At 63.4% G+C, this 15,828-nt stretch carries 18 protein-coding genes; 8 read left to right on the top strand and 10 right to left on the bottom strand.

The annotated features are described in order from the left end of the window. The first annotated feature begins 18 nt into the window (after positions 1-18). Positions 19-924, top strand: coding sequence for an exodeoxyribonuclease III (locus HMPREF0291_RS00730; RefSeq protein WP_005286411.1), 906 nt, complete (start codon positions 19-21; stop codon positions 922-924). Between the two features lie 65 nt (positions 925-989). Here HMPREF0291_RS00730 and HMPREF0291_RS00725 read toward each other — a convergent pair whose 3' ends face one another. Then, complete coding sequence (locus tag HMPREF0291_RS00725) at positions 990-1,751, bottom strand: hypothetical protein (RefSeq protein WP_005286408.1); 762 nt, start codon at positions 1,749-1,751, stop codon at positions 990-992. A 268-nt stretch (positions 1,752-2,019) separates the two neighbouring features. Beyond that, positions 2,020-2,646 carry a CAP domain-containing protein gene (locus HMPREF0291_RS00720; RefSeq protein ID WP_005286405.1) on the bottom strand — a complete coding sequence of 209 codons (627 nt, stop codon included), beginning with the start codon at positions 2,644-2,646 and terminating at the stop codon, positions 2,020-2,022. A gap of 243 nt (positions 2,647-2,889) precedes the next feature. Here HMPREF0291_RS00720 and bioB point away from each other — a divergent pair, with 243 nt between their 5' ends. Together bioB and bsaP are read left to right on the top strand one after the other, a co-directional pair. After that, positions 2,890-3,966, top strand: coding sequence for a biotin synthase BioB (bioB, locus tag HMPREF0291_RS00715; protein ID WP_005286401.1), 1,077 nt, complete (start codon positions 2,890-2,892; stop codon positions 3,964-3,966). Positions 3,967-3,983: 17 nt separating this feature from the next. Further along, on the top strand, positions 3,984-4,187 hold the full coding sequence (gene bsaP / locus HMPREF0291_RS11440) for a biotin synthase auxiliary protein BsaP (RefSeq protein ID WP_005286398.1): 204 nt from the start codon (positions 3,984-3,986) through the stop codon (positions 4,185-4,187). Positions 4,188-4,247: 60 nt separating this feature from the next. Here bsaP and HMPREF0291_RS00710 read toward each other — a convergent pair whose 3' ends face one another. The 4 genes from HMPREF0291_RS00710 to trpS form a co-directional block, all read right to left on the bottom strand. Continuing rightward, positions 4,248-4,961, bottom strand: a complete 714-nt coding sequence (locus HMPREF0291_RS00710) for a hypothetical protein (protein ID WP_005286395.1) — start codon at positions 4,959-4,961, stop codon at positions 4,248-4,250. Continuing rightward, positions 4,958-5,716, bottom strand: a complete 759-nt coding sequence (locus tag HMPREF0291_RS00705; protein WP_005286391.1) for an ATP-binding cassette domain-containing protein — start codon at positions 5,714-5,716, stop codon at positions 4,958-4,960. The genes HMPREF0291_RS00710 and HMPREF0291_RS00705 overlap by 4 nt, the downstream gene beginning before the upstream one ends. Next, entirely contained in the window at positions 5,713-6,066 is a 354-nt protein-coding gene (locus HMPREF0291_RS00700; protein ID WP_156774774.1) for a GntR family transcriptional regulator, read from the bottom strand. Before HMPREF0291_RS00700 ends, HMPREF0291_RS00705 begins: the two co-directional genes overlap by 4 nt. A 106-nt stretch (positions 6,067-6,172) precedes the next feature. Beyond that, the gene (gene trpS, locus HMPREF0291_RS00695; protein ID WP_005286385.1) at positions 6,173-7,201 is read right to left on the bottom strand and encodes a tryptophan--tRNA ligase; all 1,029 of its coding nucleotides are present in this window, start codon (positions 7,199-7,201) and stop codon (positions 6,173-6,175) included. 139 nt (positions 7,202-7,340) lie between these two features. Between trpS and HMPREF0291_RS00690 the strand changes: the two genes are divergently transcribed. Continuing rightward, positions 7,341-8,423: a YhjD/YihY/BrkB family envelope integrity protein gene (locus HMPREF0291_RS00690; RefSeq protein ID WP_005286382.1), complete on the top strand. Its 1,083-nt coding sequence runs from the start codon at positions 7,341-7,343 to the stop codon at positions 8,421-8,423. Between the two features lie 4 nt (positions 8,424-8,427). On the opposite strand, the gene HMPREF0291_RS00685 is transcribed toward HMPREF0291_RS00690, so the two are convergent. After that, positions 8,428-9,732, bottom strand: coding sequence for a D-alanyl-D-alanine carboxypeptidase family protein (locus HMPREF0291_RS00685; protein ID WP_005286379.1), 1,305 nt, complete (start codon positions 9,730-9,732; stop codon positions 8,428-8,430). Positions 9,733-9,879: 147 nt separating this feature from the next. On the opposite strand from HMPREF0291_RS00685, the gene HMPREF0291_RS00680 reads away from it, so the two are divergent. After that, positions 9,880-10,626, top strand: coding sequence for a VIT1/CCC1 transporter family protein (locus HMPREF0291_RS00680; protein WP_005286376.1), 747 nt, complete (start codon positions 9,880-9,882; stop codon positions 10,624-10,626). Between the two features lie 176 nt (positions 10,627-10,802). On the opposite strand, the gene HMPREF0291_RS00675 is transcribed toward HMPREF0291_RS00680, so the two are convergent. Genes HMPREF0291_RS00675 through HMPREF0291_RS00665 form a run of 3 tightly spaced genes read right to left on the bottom strand, consistent with a single transcriptional unit; the run spans position 10,803 to position 13,342 of the window. After that, complete coding sequence (locus HMPREF0291_RS00675; RefSeq protein WP_005286372.1) at positions 10,803-12,041, bottom strand: hypothetical protein; 1,239 nt, start codon at positions 12,039-12,041, stop codon at positions 10,803-10,805. Between the two features lie 21 nt (positions 12,042-12,062). Further along, positions 12,063-13,061: a C40 family peptidase gene (locus HMPREF0291_RS00670; protein WP_005286370.1), complete on the bottom strand. Its 999-nt coding sequence runs from the start codon at positions 13,059-13,061 to the stop codon at positions 12,063-12,065. After that, positions 13,058-13,342, bottom strand: a complete 285-nt coding sequence (locus HMPREF0291_RS00665) for a hypothetical protein (RefSeq protein ID WP_040423413.1) — start codon at positions 13,340-13,342, stop codon at positions 13,058-13,060. The genes HMPREF0291_RS00670 and HMPREF0291_RS00665 overlap by 4 nt, the downstream gene beginning before the upstream one ends. 70 nt (positions 13,343-13,412) lie before the next feature. Here HMPREF0291_RS00665 and upp point away from each other — a divergent pair, with 70 nt between their 5' ends. The 3 genes from upp (at position 13,413) to HMPREF0291_RS00650 (ending at position 15,799) form a co-directional block, all read left to right on the top strand. After that, positions 13,413-14,048 (top strand): uracil phosphoribosyltransferase, encoded by a 636-nt coding sequence (upp, locus tag HMPREF0291_RS00660; RefSeq protein ID WP_040423412.1) that lies wholly within the window; start codon positions 13,413-13,415, stop codon positions 14,046-14,048. Between the two features lie 52 nt (positions 14,049-14,100). Then, positions 14,101-14,508, top strand: coding sequence for a helix-turn-helix domain-containing protein (locus tag HMPREF0291_RS00655; protein WP_005286363.1), 408 nt, complete (start codon positions 14,101-14,103; stop codon positions 14,506-14,508). Between the two features lie 106 nt (positions 14,509-14,614). Next, complete coding sequence (locus tag HMPREF0291_RS00650; protein WP_040423881.1) at positions 14,615-15,799, top strand: amidohydrolase; 1,185 nt, start codon at positions 14,615-14,617, stop codon at positions 15,797-15,799. Positions 15,800-15,828: the final 29 nt, after the last annotated feature.

The following is a 15,828-nucleotide window of genomic DNA, read 5'->3' as shown; positions in this document are numbered from 1 at the left end:
CGAGTACCCTGGCTTCCTATGAGTCTCACTATCGCCTCCGTGAACGTTAACGGCATCCGCGCCGCCACCAAGGTCCGCAACGAGTCCAACCCGGGCATGCTCGCCTGGTTGACCGACACGACCGCCGATGTGGTGCTCATGCAAGAAGTGCGCGCGACTGAGGAGCAAGCCCAGGCAGCACTCGCGCCCGCCATCGATCAGGGGTGGTATGTGTACACCGCGCCCGCAGCCGCGAAAGGACGTGCGGGGGTAGCCATTGCATCGCGCACACCGCTTATCGACGTCTCTTGCGGCATCCCCGGCTTCGAAGACTCCGGCCGGTTCATCGCCGGAACGACACCCGGTGGAGAACGCGTCGCATCCCTGTACTTGCCGTCCGGGTCCACCGGCACAGAGAAGCAGGACGAGAAATGGCAGTTCCTCGATCAGTTCGAGCCGCTGCTAGCCACCTGGCCCGACGTGTACCCCGACATGGTCATCGGCGGCGACTGGAACATCTGCCACCGACGTGAAGACTTGAAGAACTGGAAGACGAACCAGAAGTCCTCCGGCTTTCTGCCGGGCGAGCGCGCCTTCATGGACTCCGTCTTCGGTTGCTTCCCGGACGACGAGGCCCAGGACACCGCCGCCAAGGATGAGGCCGGTTTCTTCGGTGCTGTCGACTATGTCAGCGATGCGCGCCGTTCCGCCTGCGACGAGCCGCGCTGGTTCGATGTCGCCCGCCGCCTCCACCCGGAAGATGCTCCCTACACGTGGTGGACCTACCGCGGCCAGGCTTTCAACAACGACGCTGGCTGGCGCATCGACTACCACGCCGCCACCGCGAGCATGCTCGAGCGCGCCGAGCGCACCTGGGTGGAAAAGGCGCCGACGGTTGAGCAGCGGTGGTCGGATCACTCACCGCTGCTTGTGGAGTACCGCTAACTAGCGGCGCTGTCCTTTCATCACTGTCCTGTATCTACCGCGAAGTTCTACCAGTCGTCTGGGCTTTACCGTCGCAGGCGCGGGGTGCGGGCGATCATGTATGTCGAAGCGGACAGCATGATTAAACCGGCGATGGATGCGGCGGCGATGGGAACAGACCTTGGTTCGGCCAGCGGAACGATCATGTGCGCGGGATCAACTGGGTCTACCTGCCCGCTGGTGTACGGGAAGGCGAGCACGGTGTAGGTGATGGCGTACGCCACGATCGCGATGACCACGGCCGCCGGGAAGAGTAAACCGCCCCGGCGCTTCATGGTCAGACCGAGCGCGAGGCCCCCGACGCAGCACAGCGCGAAGAAGGTGAACGTGAGCAGGGCCGTCAAGGCGACGGTGAGGATGCTCTGGCCAGCGTTTTCCACCAAATACGGTTCAGGAACGAAGCTGGAATCGGCAAAGGGGCCCGGGGAAGTCGCCCACTCGACCGGTTTGTCGGTGGTGAACAGGAAAAAGTCGTAGCCCTTGTAATAAGGATTGAGCTTTTGGTTGATCACCGAGGAAGCTGCCGTCACAAGTGCGAGCACTCCGGAGCCGGTGATCATCGTGAAAGCGGCGGAGTTCATCCACTTGGTGAAGCTCGCTCCGAGTTGGTCCACGGCCTCCCAGTTCCTCCCTGCAATTGCGAAGAGGGCGAACATGCCCGCACCGCCCAGGAGTGTCCACACGGTGCCGTCCCCGGCGAGGAATCGGCCAAGGGGCACAATCACGCACAACACGGCGAACGGCGCGAGGTATTTAACGGGCTTGTGCGGGCTGAGGAAGAGTTTCATAGTTAGGCCTTTCCTGCTCGTGCCGGGGTGGCGGAGGAATGTTTTGACACGGGACGAGTATTTCTTTGGTTTATAGGTTCACCACTCATGTGGGTAACCATATAACTGGTTGGCTCAGTAGCGCAAGCGGCAGGAGGATGCGAAAGGTTTGCTGCGCGCAGAAAAAGGCCCAGCCTGCGCCGATAGTCGGCGAGGCTGGGCCTTGAGGGGACTAGTGGAGGGGCACTGGAGGGGTGCCAGGCATTAATGGCATCCAGGGATAGCCAAATTAGTAGCGCGCGAAGTTCTGGGTCGCGTAGCGCTTTCCATCGGGGTGATCGGCGACACCGACACCAATGCGGTTGATCTCCGGGTCGAGCATGTTCTTGCGGTGGCCCGGGGACTTGGCCCACTGTTCCACGAGGTCATCAGCGTCAGCATCGGTCATGTTCTGCAGCACGTTCTCTGACGCGTTCTTCCATCCCTCCGGGTAGCTCTCGGCAAAGTCGGGGCGGTGCGAGATGTCGCCCCCGGTGCGGGCGAGCTGCTCAGACCAGTCTTGGGCGAGGTCGTTGAGCTCGGGCATCGGTTCGAGCTCTGGGAGTTCGTTTTGGACGCGGAAGCGGTTGGCCGCATCGATCAGCGCCTCCTGTAGATCGCTCAGCTCCTCATCGGAAACCTGTGCGGCATCGTCTGCAGGGACTTCTGCGGAGTCGTTCGCGGCCGGCACGGGGGCACCGCCCTCGACGAGCGGCTCATCGGCTTCCTCGCTCAGCTTCGCAGGGGCAGCTTGTACTTGCTCTGCGGTGCCGGTGTCGGGCTTGTGGTCCTTAGCCAGTTCACCAAATGGGAGCCCGAAGATGGGCAGGATGGAGGCAATCAGGCTAATGAACGATTGCAAGATGAGGTTCGTCATCGGGTCACTTTCTCAGTAGGCGCTGCTCCGGTAGGAGCGGTGTCTAGGCGGTAAATCGCGCTACCGTCAAACTGACCGTACCGTCTCCAAATTGTTATGAAAACGTGTCTTATTGAATTCGTAAATATTTCTCAGCCAGGATGCTCGGCTGTGGCCGGTTCCAACTCGCCAGGGTGCTTCTTGAACAGTGTTCAATCATTGCTCTAAGCTGGCATTGAATACGGACCGATTGGAGACAGATACATGCACGACATTCTCGTAGTGGCACGGGAGAAAGCTCTCGAGAACGGGGAGGGACTGGGCGAGCAAGAGGTGCTTGCTGTCCTGAACGCTGAAGACGATCACCTTACTGAGCTGCTGGGCATTGCTCACCAGACACGCATCAAGCACTGCGGTGTGGATGTCTCGCTCGAGGGCATCATTTCGCTGAAGACCGGTGGTTGCCCAGAAGACTGTCATTTCTGTTCCCAGTCGGGCTTGTTTGAGTCCCCGGTGCGTGCGGTCACTCTCGACATCGCGGAGTTGGTGGAGGCCGCGAAACAGTCGGAGAAAATGGGTGCGTCCGAGTTCTGCATTGTCGCGGCGGTGAAAGGGCCGACGCAGAAACTCTTGGATCAGGTCGCCGAAGCGATCGTGGCTATCACGGACGAGGTGGACATTTCCATATCAGCGTCATTGGGCATCCTCACCCGCGACCAAGCGCGCCAGCTGCGGGAAATGGGCGTGAGCCGCTACAACCACAACCTTGAAACGGCCCGCTCCTTCTTCACCAACGTGGTGACCACCCACACCTGGCAAGAGCGCAAGGACACGCTTGAGCATGTGCGCGCAGAAGGGATGGAGACCTGCTGCGGCGGCATCATCGGCATGGGCGAAACCCTCGAGCAGCGCGCGGAGTTCGCAGTTCAGCTCGCCTCCGTCGAGCCGGAGGAAGTCCCGTTGAACTTCCTCGACCCGCGCCCCGGCACGCCATTTTCGGACCGCCCGCTCGTTCCGCAGGGAGAAGCATTGCGCATGGTCGCAGCAATGCGGCTTGCGATGCCGCGCACACAGTTGCGGTTTGCAGGCGGCACTGAGCTTGCGCTTGGCGACGACGGAACCGAAGCCGGTCTCCTCGGCGGCGCCAACGCCATCATCGGAGGGAACTACCTGACCACCTTCGGCCGCCCGATGGAGCGCGACCGCGATGCCGTCGACCAGGCCATGGAGGCCGGTGCGAAACCTGGAATGAAACCGGGTATGAACATAGGCATCACACCGGTCGGGCAAAAGCGGGACTCTGGCAACGGGGCCCTCTACGACACCCTGACAGCGCTCTAGAGGCTGCGCTGAGAACCGTGAGGATTCCCGATAGCGACGAGCTGGCCAGCGCTGTCCTCTCCGGAGACATCGCGCTACCGGCTGACCCGGCCCGGCCGTACGATGCGCCGCGGATCTGCCCCCTGTGTCAGCGGCGCATGGTGGTGAAGATCAGCCCGATGGGGTGGGCGGCAGCCTGTTCGCGCCACGGGGAGCTGCGCTCGGAGTGGTTAGAGCGTTGAACGCCGAAAAAGCCCGCCACTGCATGGGAGCGATTCCCTCGTGGCGGGCTTTTCGGTGGGTTAGCGGATGAAGCGCGGCGCGCGAGCAATTGAGAAGGCCGAAGCTGCTGCCGCAATGAGTGTTGCGACCGTGATAGTGAGCAATCCTGTGTAGGTGGGAGGAAGCGACACGAATTCTCCTCCGATCTCCCTCGTGCTGTAGGCCATGATGAGCACGTTGCAGTACAGGGCGGTGGCGACGGCGGCTATTGCGGCGACGATCGGAAGCCAGCGGTACTCGGTTTTCGCTGCGAGACCCGCCCCAACGCCGATCAGGCATGTAAGGAAAAGGAATGTGAAGGTGACAGCGAACGTGGCCATGATCGTCCCGGCGTTCTGAGCGGCGGCGTCGAGCAGATATGCCTCCCCGTTCGTGTCTCTCCATTCGACGGGGTCGTTGCTCACCACGAGGAATGCGTCATAGGCCTTGTAGTAGGGGTTTTGTTCTTGATTGACGACAGATGAGGCGGTAGTGACCACGGCGAGCACTCCGGACACTGCCGCTGCGGTGACCGCGGCAGATTTCAGCCACGTGCGGAAGCTTGTGCCCAATTGGTTGATTGCGGTCCACTGCATTGCCCCGATGGTGAACAGAGCCACTAAGCCGAGTCCGCCGAAGACGGTCCACACAGTCCCGTCGCCCGCGTAGAAGCGTCCGAGGGGTACTGCAGCGACGAGCGCGGCCAAAGCGAGCAGATAGGTGTAGCTAGAGAATGGGCTCAAAAACAGTTTCATGGCTGGGCCTTTCGGGTCATTGCTTCGGAGGTTGCGGCGGGAGCGGGAGTCGTTGCCAGGATGTCGAGGAGCTGTGCATCGTCGGGATACTCGACGCTTAGCCCTGGCATGGAGTCCAGATCTAAGGGTGTTTCCGCGAGCGTGACCCGCGCGGTGGGGCCGAGGGTCGACCGTGTCAGCTCACCGTAGCGTTCAGCGAGCGCGTTCACGTCCTTGATGGGGCCGGTGACGGTGGGGAAGAGGGTGCGGAGATCGTCGATAAGCACCGGCTCGCTGATCTCATGCTCGAACGCTTGGATGACGTGCGTGGCCAGGCCAGCGAAGTCTTCAGTGCGGTGAGAGGCCATGACGATCGTGCGGTCGGTGTTCTCTGCGAGGTAGGCGATGAGGTTCTCCCGGGCGGTGCGGCGCGAGGTGACGTCGAGGCCGTCGAAAGGTTCGTCAAGAAGCAGAAGTGGCGCGTCGACGGCGAACGCGAGATTGATCGTGAGCAGGCGGCGTTGGCCGACGGAAAGGTCGCTGAAGCGGGAGGATTCCTGCACCTTGTCCGGGAGCGATACCGAACTCAGCTTCCTGATCGTGGTGGCGGCGCGAAGATGATCGGCCACGGTGCGGCCAGCGAAGTGGATGTCTGAACCGGCGGGAACGAACGCCGCATCCGGGCCAATGAGGCTGTGGAGGAAGTGGGTCTTGCCCGCGGCGTTGGGGCCCACGAGGGCGTAGAAGCCGGGGGAGAGGGGAAGTGTCGGTGTCATGATCGGCGCTCCTTAGCAATCAAATCAGTCAGCTCATCAGCGGAAATGCCTAGTTGGTCCGCTTCCCGCAGGAGCGGGCGGATGAAGGTAGCGGCAAAGGCGTCGCGCCGGGTGCGCAAGACCTGGTCACGCGCAGAATCCTTGACGAACATGCCAAGACCCCTGCGTTTTTCCACCAAGCCGTCGTTGAACAGCTCGGTTAGGGCTTTTGCGGAGGTGGTCGGGTTGACGGAATAGAACTGCGATAGCTCGTTGGTGGATGGGACTCTTTCGCCCGGCGGATAGGTTCGGGATGCTATGTGATCACGGAGTTCGTCCGCGATCTCTTGGTATAAGGGTTTGCCACTCATGTGGGTAACCATATAACCCAGGGGCCTAAAGGTCAAGAAAAAATCCCCACCAGCCGCATGGGCGTGAGGTGGGGAGTGCGGAACGAGCAGGTCAGCCTGTAGGCGACTACCTCTTCGGGGCGAGGAAACCGATGTGGCGGTAGACGCTGTCGAGCAACGGTGCTGCGACCTCGCGTGCGCGCTGCGCGCCCTGAGCCAGGATGTCCTCGAGCTGGGCGCGGTCGGCCATGAGCTCGTCGTAACGCGCGCGCAGCGGGGTGGTGAACGCCTCGAGCGCATCGGCGGTGTCAACCTTGAGCGCGCCGTAACCTTGGCCGTCGTACTTGGCCACGAGCGCGTCGATCGATTCACCCGTTAGCGCGGACTGGATGGCCAGCAGGTTGGACACGCCCGGCTTCGTCTCCCGGTCGAAGGCGATAACGCCGTCGTCATCGGTGACCGCGGACCTGATGCGCTTAGCGGAGGTCTTCGGCTCATCCAGCAGGTTGATGATGCCCTTCGGGTTCGAACCCGACTTGCTCATCTTCGCCGTCGGTTCCTGCAGGTCGTAGATCTTCGCCGAGCCTTCCGGAATGAAGCCCTCCGGGACAACGAAAGTCTCTCCGAAGCGGGAGTTGAAGCGCTCCGCTAGCGTGCGGGTGAGCTCGAGGTGCTGGCGCTGGTCCTCGCCGACGGGCACGAGGTGCGGGGAGTAGAGCAAAATGTCTGCCGCCATGAGCATCGGGTAGGTGAACAGGCCGACGGAGGTGCGGTCTTGTCCCTGCTTGGCCGACTTGTCCTTGAACTGCGTCATGCGGCTCGCTTCACCGAAACCGGTCAAGCACTGCAACACCCACGTCAGCTCCGCGTGCTCCGGCACATGCGACTGCACAAACAGCGTGGACTTCTCCGGGTCAATGCCCAGCGCAATGAGCTGCGCACAGCCAGCGATGGTGCGGGTGCGCAGCTCCTCAGGGTTCTGGTCCACCGTGATGGCGTGCAGGTCCGGGATGAAATAGAACGCGTCATAGGAGTCCTGCAGGTCGATCCACTGCTTGAGCGCACCAAGGTAGTTGCCCAAGTGGTAGGAGTCCGCCGTGGGTTGGATTCCTGAAAGGACGCGCTGCTTTTCATCGTGAGTGCTGGAGCCAGTCATGTGGCCTAATCCTACTCAGCGCATGAAAACTGGGGAATTTTGCGTGCACCGGAATGCCCTACGGAGAGCGTTTGCACGCTACTGTGGGAGACCGATGTCATCACACCCTGTCGTGTACCCCTGAAAGGAACAGAGACGCATGGCCACCTCCACTTCGCCCCGTACGGGCTTCACGGATGAGCAAGGGATTGAGCGCGCCCACCCGACCCAGCAGGACGAAGGGTTGATGGGGGACGTCAAGGAGAAAGCTCCTGTCGTCGGCCACGCGATGCGGATGAACGAGCGCTTTGGGGCCAACGGCGGCAACCAGTTCGCTGCTGGCATCACCTACTTCTCGGTGCTGTCGCTCTTCCCGCTGGCTATGCTGCTGTTCGCGGGCCTTGGTTTCTTCCTGGCAGCGCGCCCGGACCTGCTGGATCAGATCACCGAGCAGATTTCCAACTCTGTCGAGGGTGAGACTGGCGAGATGATCAACAGCGTCGTTGAGTCAGCCATCGATCAGCGCGGAGCTGTCGCTGGTATCGGTTTGCTGACCACCCTGTGGTCCGGCCTGGGCTGGATGAACCACCTGCGTTCGGGCATCAGCGCGATGTGGAACCTCGACGCCAACGAAGGCGGCAACTTCGTGGTGAAGAAGTTCTGGGACCTGATCGCCCTGATCGGGCTGCTCGTCCTGTTCATCGTCGCCTTCGCGGTCACCGCCATCGGTGCGTCCAGCTTCACGTCCACGCTCATGGAGCGCCTGGGCATCGGCGACTTCCCCGGCGCACGCTTCCTGGTCTGGCTGGTCGGCTTGGCCGTCGGTATTTTGGCGAACTTCCTGGTGTTCTGGTGGATGATCGTGTTCATGCCGCGCACCAAAGTGCCTATGCGCGCTGGTCTGAAGGGCGCACTGATCGGCGCGATCATTTTCGAGCTGCTCAAGCAGTTCTCCACCGTGGTCATCGGTTCCGCCACCGGCAACCCGGCCGGCGCCATTTTCGGCCCGATCATCTCGCTGATGGTCGTGCTGTACCTGGTCTGGCGCATCGTCTTGTACGTCTCCGCCTGGACGGCCACGTACCAGGAATCCCTGGCGCTTGAGGAGCCGAACGTTCCGGAACCCGCCGTGATCAACATCCGCGCCGGCGTCAGCGACGAGGACAACACTGGGCGCAACATCGGTGTCGGTGCCGCGATCGGTGCGATTGGTGTGGCTGCGGTGTCGCTGCTCACGCGCTAGTTGCTTATCGACGGCGCGACCGTACCGACAACCACGTCCCCACGGCCGCCAGTACGAGCCCTCCGACGAACACAGCCGCGGCCTGCCACGGAATTCCAGTAGCGGCGAAGCGCCCAGTACGTGAGTCGGTGCCGGGTTCGTCGGTGATGGGGGTGCCGGTTTCTGTGGGGTCGGCGGAGACGTCGTCAAGCGATGCGACAGCCTCGGACGAGGTGAACCTGTAGCTTTCGTGCAGCAACCGCTGTGCCTGCTCCCACGCGCGCGCCTCGTCCGCGGTGGTGTCTAGGACGACCGCCATGAGCCTGCGCCCGTCGCGGTCTAGCGCGCCGACGAAGGTGTGGTGTGCGTCATCGGTGTAGCCGGTCTTGCCGCCGATGCCGTCCGGGTCGTTCAAGTAGAGATGGTTGTCGTTGTAGACGTCGAACGGTTCGAAGACGGTGCCGTCTGCTGCGATGTAGCCGGGGAAGGGGTACATCTCCGTTTTGATGATGTTCGCGAACGTGCCATTCTCGTACGCGACCCGGTACGCCAGACCCATGTCCCATGCGGATGTGGACATGCCGGGCGCGTCGAGGCCCGAGTAGCTCGCAGCGTAGGTGTCCCGCAGGTTGAGTTCGCGGGCCTTCGCGTTGATCTTCTCCAAGGTGGCTTGATCGCCGCCGAGCTCTTGGGCGAGGGCGTGGGAGGCATCGTTGCCGGACACCATGAGCAGGCCGTGTAGCAGGTCATTGATGGTGTACTCGCCACCCGCGCCGATACCGACTGCAGAGCCCTCCTGACCGGCGGATTCTTCACTGACCGTGACCTTCTTGTCCAGGGGAAGCTCGTCAATAGCAACGAGCGCAAGCAGCACCTTGATGATGGAGGCCGGCCGGTAGCGGCCATGCGGGTCCTTCATCGCGATGACATCGCCCGTATCGACGTCCGCCACCAGCCACGCCGCGGACACCACCGCTTCATCGACCGTGAAGCCGTCCGGCGTGATGTACCCGCACGGGCCGTCGTAGGTCACCGGCAGCGGCGTCGGCGACGCACTGCCCGGCGCCACGCGTTCCGACGTGCTCACAGGCTCCGGCGGCACCGTCGCCTGGGGGCAGTTGTCCGTGTCCGGGGCTTTCTCGCGCGAGGGAGGGGTGTACTCGGTTTCCGTGACCGTTTCGGTGACGGTGGCGTCGTTCACGGCCTGCCCGTCGTAGCCGAACAGCCCGTCCTGAGCGGCGGCGAACGGGACTGTCAGGGGTGCTGCCGCAATGGACGCTGCGGCAAGAGCAGCTGCTGTGCGGGGTGCGGCATGTGAGTGCGTCTTCATCGTCAGCCAAGTGTAGGCCGTGAGCTGATGGTCCTGGCGGTCGCCCGCACCGAAGCCGAGCCTTACCTCAAAAATACTGCCTGACCTGCAGTTAGTTAGTGCTTACTTGCTTGCGCCCCAAGTTGGCAGCGGGGTAGACCTTGAAGCATGAAGACAACCGAAAGCACGAACGCCGATCACTCCGCGGACGAATTCCCGGAAGTCGAGGTGAAAACCCACGGCATGGGCGAGAAACTGAACCGCCTGCGCGCAGCCGTCCTGGGCGCCAACGACGGCATTGTCTCCGTCGCAGCCGTGGTCGTCGGCGTTGCCGGAGCGACGTCGAGCATCCGTGAGATCTCCACTGCCGGTATTGCGGCGCTCGTCGGTGGCGCGATCTCCATGGCGCTAGGCGAGTACGTCTCCGTCTCCTCCCAGCGCGACGCCGAAAGGGCAGCGATTGAGACCGAGCGGAAACTGCAAGAAGCTGACCCGGATGCAGAACTCACCCATCTGGTGCAGGCCTACAAGAATTCCGGCCTGTCCGAGGAAACAGCTATCGCAGTGGCACGGGAGCGTACCGCCCTCAACCCGCTGGCCGCCCACTTGGAGATCCACTACGGCATCGACGAGGAAGACATTGTCAGCCCTTGGTCGGCCGCGATCGCATCGTTCTTGGCGTTCTTCGTCGGCGCGGTTGTGCCGCTCATCGCCATCGTGCTCGCGCCGGCATCAGTGCGCGTTGCGGTCTGTGTGGCCGTGACCTTGGTGGCTCTGGCGATTACGGGTGCGATCTCCGCGAAGCTCGGTGGCGCAAAGGCCAGCCGGGCAGTGGTCAGGCTCGTCGTCGGCGGCGGGTTGGCACTGGCTGCGACCTTCTTGGTGGGCATGCTCTTTGGCACCACGGTTGGCTAAGCGCAGACCCGTTGGGTTCGGGGCGCAGACCGGGTAAGCGGATTTAGATTGCATCGTTGTCTCGGCAACGAAATCTGACCTGGGGTTTTGGCGCTACATAGAGCGCTCAATGTGAACGAGATCTTGGGGCCCAGGACGCCCCTAGAGCCGCGCGCTCAGCCCGCCCGCGTGAGAACCTAGAACTTGGAGAACCTCTTGACCAGCATCTCCTCGAGCTCCTTCCACGCTTCCGCCTTGTCGGTGAACGGGGCGGATGGCACGTAGCCGGCGGCCTCGGTGGAGCCCATCATGTAGGCGAGGTAGTCCTGCATGCGCGGGTTGGACAGCAGGAAGGAGTTCAGGGAGTCGTCCTTGGCCCAGTCGGCGGCGTCAGCCATGAGCTCGTAGGCCTTGGTCATCTGCTGGGTGTCTACAGCATCGACGCCCTTTTCAATGTCGGTGGCGATGCCGTTGAGGGAGTAGGAGTTGTCGGCGTGGACATCGACCTCGAGTTCGCCGGCGTTGGCAAGCGTCATGATGTCTTCCCAGGTGGACACGCCTGCCAGGTCGTGGTCGTCATTATCGACGATCCAGCGCAGCAGGTGCTTGGCCGTGGGGAAGGTGAAGATCTCCCCGTACTTACCCAGGAACACCGGAGCGCCACCCACGTACGTACGCAGCGTGTACACGCCCTTGCCCTGGACGGTCATCTTCACCGGGTCGATACCGGCATCGGCCCAGGGAGAAACGTCGTACGGGTCGGCGGCGGCGCGGGCTTCCTCGGCTTCCTGCTCCGCCTTGGCGCGTGCCTCTTCACGGGCGGCGGTGGCGGCGGCGATGCTCTCGCCCGCCTTCTCCACGCGCGTGGAGTCCAGTTCCTCGTCCTCCACCACGCGCACAGCGCCGTCGAGGGATTCGACGACGTCTTTCCAGTTAGTCAGCACTGCACGGCCAACACCGGTCCACTCGTCCATCCCGTTGGGGCCCGAGTAGTGCTCGTGCCCGCGGTGAATGTTGTTCAGGATGGAGTGGGACGCGAAGAAGATGGATGCGGTCTCGGCGCCCGCGACGTCGGCAAGCGAACGCGAAATCTGGAACACGCGCGAGGCGGCGGAGACGTTTTCGTGGCTGGGGCGGCCGGCCAGGAAGTGGGGTAGGCCGATGATGTCGTACTCGTTCTTCTCCGCGGGCACGACGCGGTCGTCGCCGCGCGCCTGGAATGCGTCCCACTGGGGGTGGTCTGCCAGGTCGTGCTCGGCGTGGTCCTCGAGGTACACCAGCAGCGCTTCGGGGCTGGTGAACGCCAGAATGTCATCCTTGTCGCCGAAGAAGGCCTGCCACTCGGAGCCGCCCTGGCGCCATGTGGGAGCCCAGAGGGTGTAGAAGTCGCCGTCGGTCAAGGAGATTTTCACCGGCAGAATTGCACGCGTCGTCATGGGCAATCACTTTACCTAGGGTCATGCCGTCGGTCGCCAGAACCCCTTGAACGGCATGCCGATGTTTTCTGTGCGGACCGGGTTCATTTGCACCGGATCGCCAGCTTCAACCATCATGCCGTCGCCGGCGTACATAGCCACATGCCCGGACCACACCACAAGGTCGCCGGGTTGTAGCTCCTCATAACTGACTTGTTGTCCCACCGCCTGGTTCTCCGCGGTGCGCGGGATCTCCACCCCGGCCTGCTTGTACGCCCACGACGTCAATCCCGAGCAGTCGAATCCGCCCGGTTGCGATCCGCCCCACACGTAGGGCGTTCCCATCTGCGATTTCGCCGCTTCCACGGCTGCGCGCCCGGCGGCACTGCCTCCTTCACTCTCCCCATCGGGAGGTGCCGTGTCGCCAGCCGGAGGTGGAGGAACTTCGGCGGATGCTGCGGCCGGCGCAGTCTCCGGGGCGTCTGCCAGTTCGCGGAGTTCCTGTTCCGCCGCCTGCGCTTCCGGCGGTGCGACAAGCGGCGGGCGTTCCAACGCGCGCGCCACCACCGTGTCCAGGCGCTCAGTGAGAGGAGCGAGGTCTTGCTCGAGTTGCTCCACACGCTTGACGACGTCCACCAGCGCCTCTCCCACCAACCCCGCCATCCGCCCTATCGCCATAGGGGCGGTGAGCGGAAACATGGCTCCGAGCGCGAACGGGGCGGCGTCAGTGAGGAAGCGTTGCCCGATCATGACGATGTCCGCGGAGGCCGTAGCGACATGCGGTACTGCCTCGCGCACAGCGGCGTCGATTGTTTCACGGTCGGCGGTGAGCGCTGTCGCGGCGTTGTTGATCGTGCTCGGGTCCGCCCCGACAATCTCCGCCAGTGGTGTTACCGAGGTGAAGTCGGGTGTTGCGGGAAACGACATGTGCGGCAGCGGCTCTGGAACGGCCTGCATGATCGCGTGGATGCCCTGTTCAATCTGCGAGGCCCAGGGCGCCGTACGTGTCGGGGACAGAAGTTCGTTCAAAAGTTGCGTCATTGCTGGATTCTCCCGAACGCGTCGCCGGTGGCCCAGTCGGTTCGCTCAGCTGCCGTGACCAGCGTATCCATAGTGCCTGCGGTGCGGCGGGCTTCGGCGGCGAGGAGTTCGGCCTGATGGTTCGCGGCATCAACGGCGGCAGATAAGGCCGCCGCGAATCCGGCGACGGGGCCGGTCGTGGGTAACGGCGGGAGGGTGGTGGGGGTGGTCGAAGAAGCGTCGTTAAGCAAGCGCTCGATGTGGCTGCGTGCGGTGGGCGGATCCAAGATGAAAGTGTGCATGCCATGTTGGACTGCTTTTGACCCGCTTTCGGTTCCCTGCAGCGCGAAATTTCTGGTTAGCATGTCGAATATGCAGATCACAGTGATCGACCACCCGCTGGCCACCGCGCGTTTGACTAAGCTGCGCGACGCGCGCACCAACAACTCCGGTTTCCGCGCCGCGTTGTCGGACTTGGGCGCAATGCTCATCTACGAGGCGTCCCGCGCGCTGGAGGCCGAGACATTCGACTGCATCACCCCTGTCGGCACCGCCGTAGGTACGCGGTTGAAGAACCCGCCGATCATCGTTCCCGTCATCCGCGCCGGGCTGGGGTTGGTGGATCCGGCGCTGTCGATGATCCCGGACGCGCAAGTCGGCTTCATCGGGCTGGCGCGCAACGAAGAAACGCATGAGCCCGTGCCGTACCTCGAAGCGCTTCCCGACGACTTAGCGGGCCAACCCGTCTTCCTCGTCGACCCCATGCTGGCCACCGGCGGATCGCTCGTGCACGCGATCAACCTGCTCACCGACCGCGGCGCCGACGACATCACCGTGATCACTGTCGTTTCCGCGCAGCCCGGCGTGGACCGCATCGCGGAACTTGACGCCCCGATTCGCCTGGTCACCACAGCGATCGACCCGGGGTTGAACGAGGACGCATATATTGTGCCGGGCCTGGGCGACGCCGGTGATCGGTTGTACGGCCCGCGCAACATCGATCTGTAGTAGTCTCAGAGCGGAAACAATCGATGGGGGATCGGTAAAGGGGGGCACCACCGTGAGCGATGCCAGCGCAGCTAGCGGGGCCAGCGAGAACAGCGAAATCTTGCCGGACGCCAAATGGGCGAGCTACGGGTACAGCCTGTCCGCGCGGCTGAAGTCGGTGCGCACCATGCGCGGCGTGAGCCAACAGCGCCTGGCTGACTTATCTGGCCTGTCGCGCAGCCAGGTGTCCAACTTAGAGCGCAACCACAACAACAGCCGCCGGTCCAACGACCCGAACTTGAGCACGATCTACCGCCTGGCGTACGCGCTGCGCGTGCCGCCCGTGCTGCTTCTGCCAGGCGCTGGGGAAGAAGTGGGGGAGATCTGCTGGGACAGTTTCGGCCCGCAGGACGTCAGCGCGCTCAACCTGGAAATTCTCTGGCCAGCCCGCCCCGAGGACACCCGGCCGTTCGCGCTGTAGAAGCCGGCCAACCCCAACTGTCTGTACAGCTTGGTCTAGTACTACACTTCCACAGGTACCTGTCGCACTGTCGTGCATTGTCCGGGAGGGTTGTTCCGTGGAAAAAGTGGGGTTGTCGGCCCAGATTGACTCGTGGTTTGCCGCGCACCGCGACGAAGTCATTCAGTGGCGCAGGCACCTGCACTCCCACCCGGAGGTCTCCCACCACGAGATTGACACCACCCAGTTCATCGCCGAGTGTCTCCGCGAGCGCGGCTTGGAACCGCACCTGTTCCCGGAGACCGGACTGTACGTCGATATCGGGCCGGAGAGCGACGAAAAGCTCGCCTTCCGCGCCGACATTGATGCCCTGCGCGTCGAGGAAACGACCGGCCTGCCGTTCGCGTCGCGCACCCCGGGTGCCTCCCACTCGTGCGGCCACGACGTGCACACCGCGATCTCCCTGGCGCTGGCGTGCGCGCTGGCGGAGATTGACGTGCCCTTTGGCGTGCGCGTCATCTTCCAGCCGGCGGAGGAAGTCATGGACGGCGGCGCGCCCGACGTGATCAAGTGGGGCGGCCTCGATGGCGTGGCCTGCATTTATGCCGTCCACGCGGAGCCGAAGCTGCGCGTCGGCCACATCGGCGTGCGCACCGGTGCAATCACCTCAGCCGCCGACGTGCTGCGCATCAACGTCACCGGCCCCGGCGGCCACACCTCGCGCCCGCACCTGACCAACGACGTCGTTTACGCCCTGGGCAGCCTGGTCACGCAACTGCCGGCGCTGCTGACCCGCCGGATCGACCCGCGCACCGGCACCGTGCTGGTCTTCGGGCAGATCGAAGCCGGTTTTGCCCCCAACGCCGTGCCAAAAACCGGTCGCGTCTCCGGCACGATCCGCACCCAGGACATTGCGACGTGGCGCACGCTTGAGCCGCTCATGAGCGAGCTTATCGACGCGATCATCGCCCCGACCGGCTGCTCCCACGAGCTCGCCTACACCCGCGGTGTGCCGCCCGTGATGAACGACGACGTGGCTACTGCCGCTCTCGTCGAAGCGGTGCGCAGCGTCGATCCCCACGCCATCGTCCAGGCCCCGCAGTCCAGCGGCGGCGAAGACTTCTCCTGGTATCTCGAGCAGGTGCCCGGCTCCATGGCGAGGTTGGGGTGCTGGCGCGGCACCGGCAAGAAGTACGACCTGCACCAGGGCGACATCGACATCGACGAACGCTGCCTTGATGTAGGCGTGCGCTTGTTCGGCACCATCGTTGAGCGCTTCGCCGATGCGGACCGGGTGCCCACCGGCGCGTAATGGACTTCGTGGCTACAGTGGTCTAGCGA

This window comes from Corynebacterium genitalium ATCC 33030 (genome assembly GCF_000143825.1).
Lineage (GTDB): Bacteria > Actinomycetota > Actinomycetes > Mycobacteriales > Mycobacteriaceae > Corynebacterium > Corynebacterium genitalium.
Note: the sequence above shows the minus strand (reverse complement) of the source record. Positions and strands in the feature narration are given on the sequence as shown.